This is a genomic window from Nitrospirae bacterium YQR-1, from assembly GCA_039908095.1.
GTDB lineage: Bacteria > Nitrospirota > Thermodesulfovibrionia > Thermodesulfovibrionales > Magnetobacteriaceae > Magnetomonas.
The window spans coordinates 1-2,577 of sequence record JAMOBJ010000060.1 but is presented as its reverse complement, the minus strand read 5'-3'; the positions used below and the strand labels follow the sequence as shown (position 1 = coordinate 2,577).

The window sequence follows — 2,577 nt, the reverse complement described above, 5'->3', positions numbered from 1 at the left end:
CGGGAATGACAAAAGGAGGATTTTCTTTTTTCTGTCATTCCGAGCGAAAGCCGGAATCCAGTTCTTTGTTAACGGAGTTAACTACAAAGGCAATTTTCTATTGTTTATGTATAAGGGGTTAGGCATATGGGTAAATGGAGCTGATCGGGATCGAACCGACGACCTCTTGAATGCCATTCAAGCGCTCTCCCAACTGAGCTACAGCCCCACTTAAGGCGCTAAATCCGTATGCTCTGACAGAATAACCGTTTTGCAAATATCTTGTCAAGCTAAATATTTCTAAATAAAACAAGTATGTGCCGTGACTTGTGCTGTTTTATTTCTTTGTAACGAGCGGCGGTTATGCTGCTACAATAACCTTATTCTTCCCCGATCTTTTTGCATTATACAAGGCCTTGTCTGCTTTGGCAATTAACTGTCTGATAGTTGAGGCATTTTGCGGATAATTTGCAATACCGATGCTTACGGTAATTTTAAGAGAGCCGGAGTCGTGGAGGATATCCATGTCAGCAATTGCCGCTCTGATTCTCTCAGCAAGTGTTTCAGCAGTACCATTTGTTGTTTTATGTAAAACCACTGCAAACTCCTCACCTCCATATCTAAAGGCAAGGTCGTTTTCCCTTATGGTTTCCCTCAGGGTTAAAGCCGTCTCTTCCAACACCCTGTCCCCAGTTAGGTGGCCATATGTGTCATTTACCTTCTTAAAATCATCGAGGTCAAGAATCAACAACGAGAATGTCCCTCCGGAGGTCTTTTTCAGGTAAGAATATTCTTTTTCCAACACATGCCGGAAGTATCTTTGAGTGTAAAGCCCTGTAAGTTCATCAGTTATGGCAATGGAGTAAAGTCTGGCATTTTCAAACGCTATCGCAATGTGGGTTGTCAATGCGTTTAGAAAATCCCGCTTTTGAAATGAAAAGTATCCAATAAATTTTCTTATTACAATCAGAGCAAGCCTGTTAGTGCCAAGGGTTATATTCAGATAGACATTTCTGTTGTTGTCATCCACATGTGTAGGCGGCAGTTGTCCATCCATCCACAGACTGATTACGTTGTAAAGCGTTGTATTTACCTCTACCTTTCTGCGTACGATTTCATTTTTAACGGCATCACGAGTAAACACTCTGAAGCCGTTGTATCCCTTTGGTAAAACTATGTCAACCTCATCCGCTTTGAAAAAATCCCTGAATATCATGGATACAAGGTACTTTAACTCCTCAATATTTATGGTTTTGCTTAAGGTGTCAACCATGGAGTAAAGCATACCTATTTCTGTTTTTTGGTTTACTATTTCGTCAATATACTTATTTATCATAATGGATAGAAAGGGAACAAGAAGGAGCATGGCAAGAATAGCCGACCCAAAGACTATGATTTTCACGTAATTAATAAACCTCTCACTTTGCGAAAGAGAGCGGTCTATGATGAGTTTCCCGTTTATTTGCTTTTGGGGGCTGTGACAGCCATAACATTTACTTTTATTGTAAATAACTGTTACACGTCTGAGTATATCCTCACCCGAGGGAGAGACAACTACGGATGAATCAGCATTTTTTGGCAGCACCGGATTTCCGTGGCACGCTAAGCAGGAAGGGTCGGTTTTTTTGTTGAATACTTTCCCCACATCCATTTTGTTTGATGAAAAAGCTACCTTACCGGTTGTATCAATAACCATGACAGAATTGATGGATTTTTTAAACTTTGACAACTCCTCTAAAGAGCTCTGTAGCTCATTTGAACGCTCAAGCATATAGTGCTCAAGAAGCGGCTCAATAACATCGCTTAGCTCTGCGGATTTACTCTGTGTTTCCTTAAGAAATGCGTTATTAAGCATAGAAAAAACTATCGTGACACCAATCGTGAAAATAACTAAAAGCAGAAACACCAAGCCAAGAACAATGCGTTTCTTTAACTTATAAATCCACGCTAAACTTATATCGTTCCGGTATTCCAATTTATATTTTATTCAGTGGGTACTCACTCAGAATTCAGCTAAAGTGACGGCACACAAAGAATGTATGCTTTTTGTCTAAAAGCAAATATTCCAAACAGAAATGCTTACACAATCTGTTCAGATGCTATTGAACCTAACAGGGCCGAAACTCTGGTATTATCAAAAGACATGGAATTATAAGAAAGGGACGGATTTTTCAGCATTGCTCCTTTTAAATCGTTTGCATACTGGCTTGCCTGCGATTCATTCCTAATGCTTGATGAGGATGTTGCAGCTGAACTTTTAATATCCAAAGTGTAAGCATCAGTTGTGGATCTAGCGGTCTGTGAGGAATCTTCATTAGTGTTACCATTGTTAACAACCCGCTTTTTTGGACTTGCAACGTCCTGTGTCCCTGTACTTACAGGATTATAGCCGACTTTCATCTTAACCCCCATCTGAGTTATCCTCTTTTATTTTTAATACAAATCTTCTGCACTGTCCACCTGATTAATTATAACACGAACCTATTTATTTTTTGTCAAGGGGCAATTTTATTTATTTTTTATTGCCTTTGTAGTTAACTGCTGCTATGTTGAAATGTCAAGCCTTCTTTTTTTTCTTTTCTAAATTTTCTCCAAAAA

General features: G+C 39.2%; 2 protein-coding genes and 1 tRNA gene. All 3 read right to left on the bottom strand.

The window, feature by feature from the left end:
• Positions 1-135: 135 nt before the first annotated feature.
• The 3 genes from H7844_15760 to H7844_15750 all read right to left on the bottom strand — a co-directional run bounded on the left by H7844_15760 (position 136) and on the right by H7844_15750 (position 2,391).
• A tRNA-Ala gene (locus H7844_15760) sits at positions 136-208 on the bottom strand.
• A gap of 132 nt (positions 209-340) precedes the next feature.
• A complete protein-coding gene (locus tag H7844_15755) occupies positions 341-1,954 on the bottom strand; it encodes a GGDEF domain-containing protein (GenBank protein MEO5358735.1) in 1,614 nt (537 codons plus the stop codon).
• 104 nt (positions 1,955-2,058) lie between these two features.
• Positions 2,059-2,391, bottom strand: coding sequence for a hypothetical protein (locus H7844_15750; protein ID MEO5358734.1), 333 nt, complete (start codon positions 2,389-2,391; stop codon positions 2,059-2,061).
• Between the last annotated feature and the right edge of the window lie 186 nt (positions 2,392-2,577).

Bases quoted from the DNA above. Each gene is read 5' to 3' on its own strand.
- H7844_15750 (MEO5358734.1), bottom strand. From the start codon at position 2,391: ATGGGGGTTAAGATGAAAGTCGGCTATAATCCTGTAAGTACAGGGACA.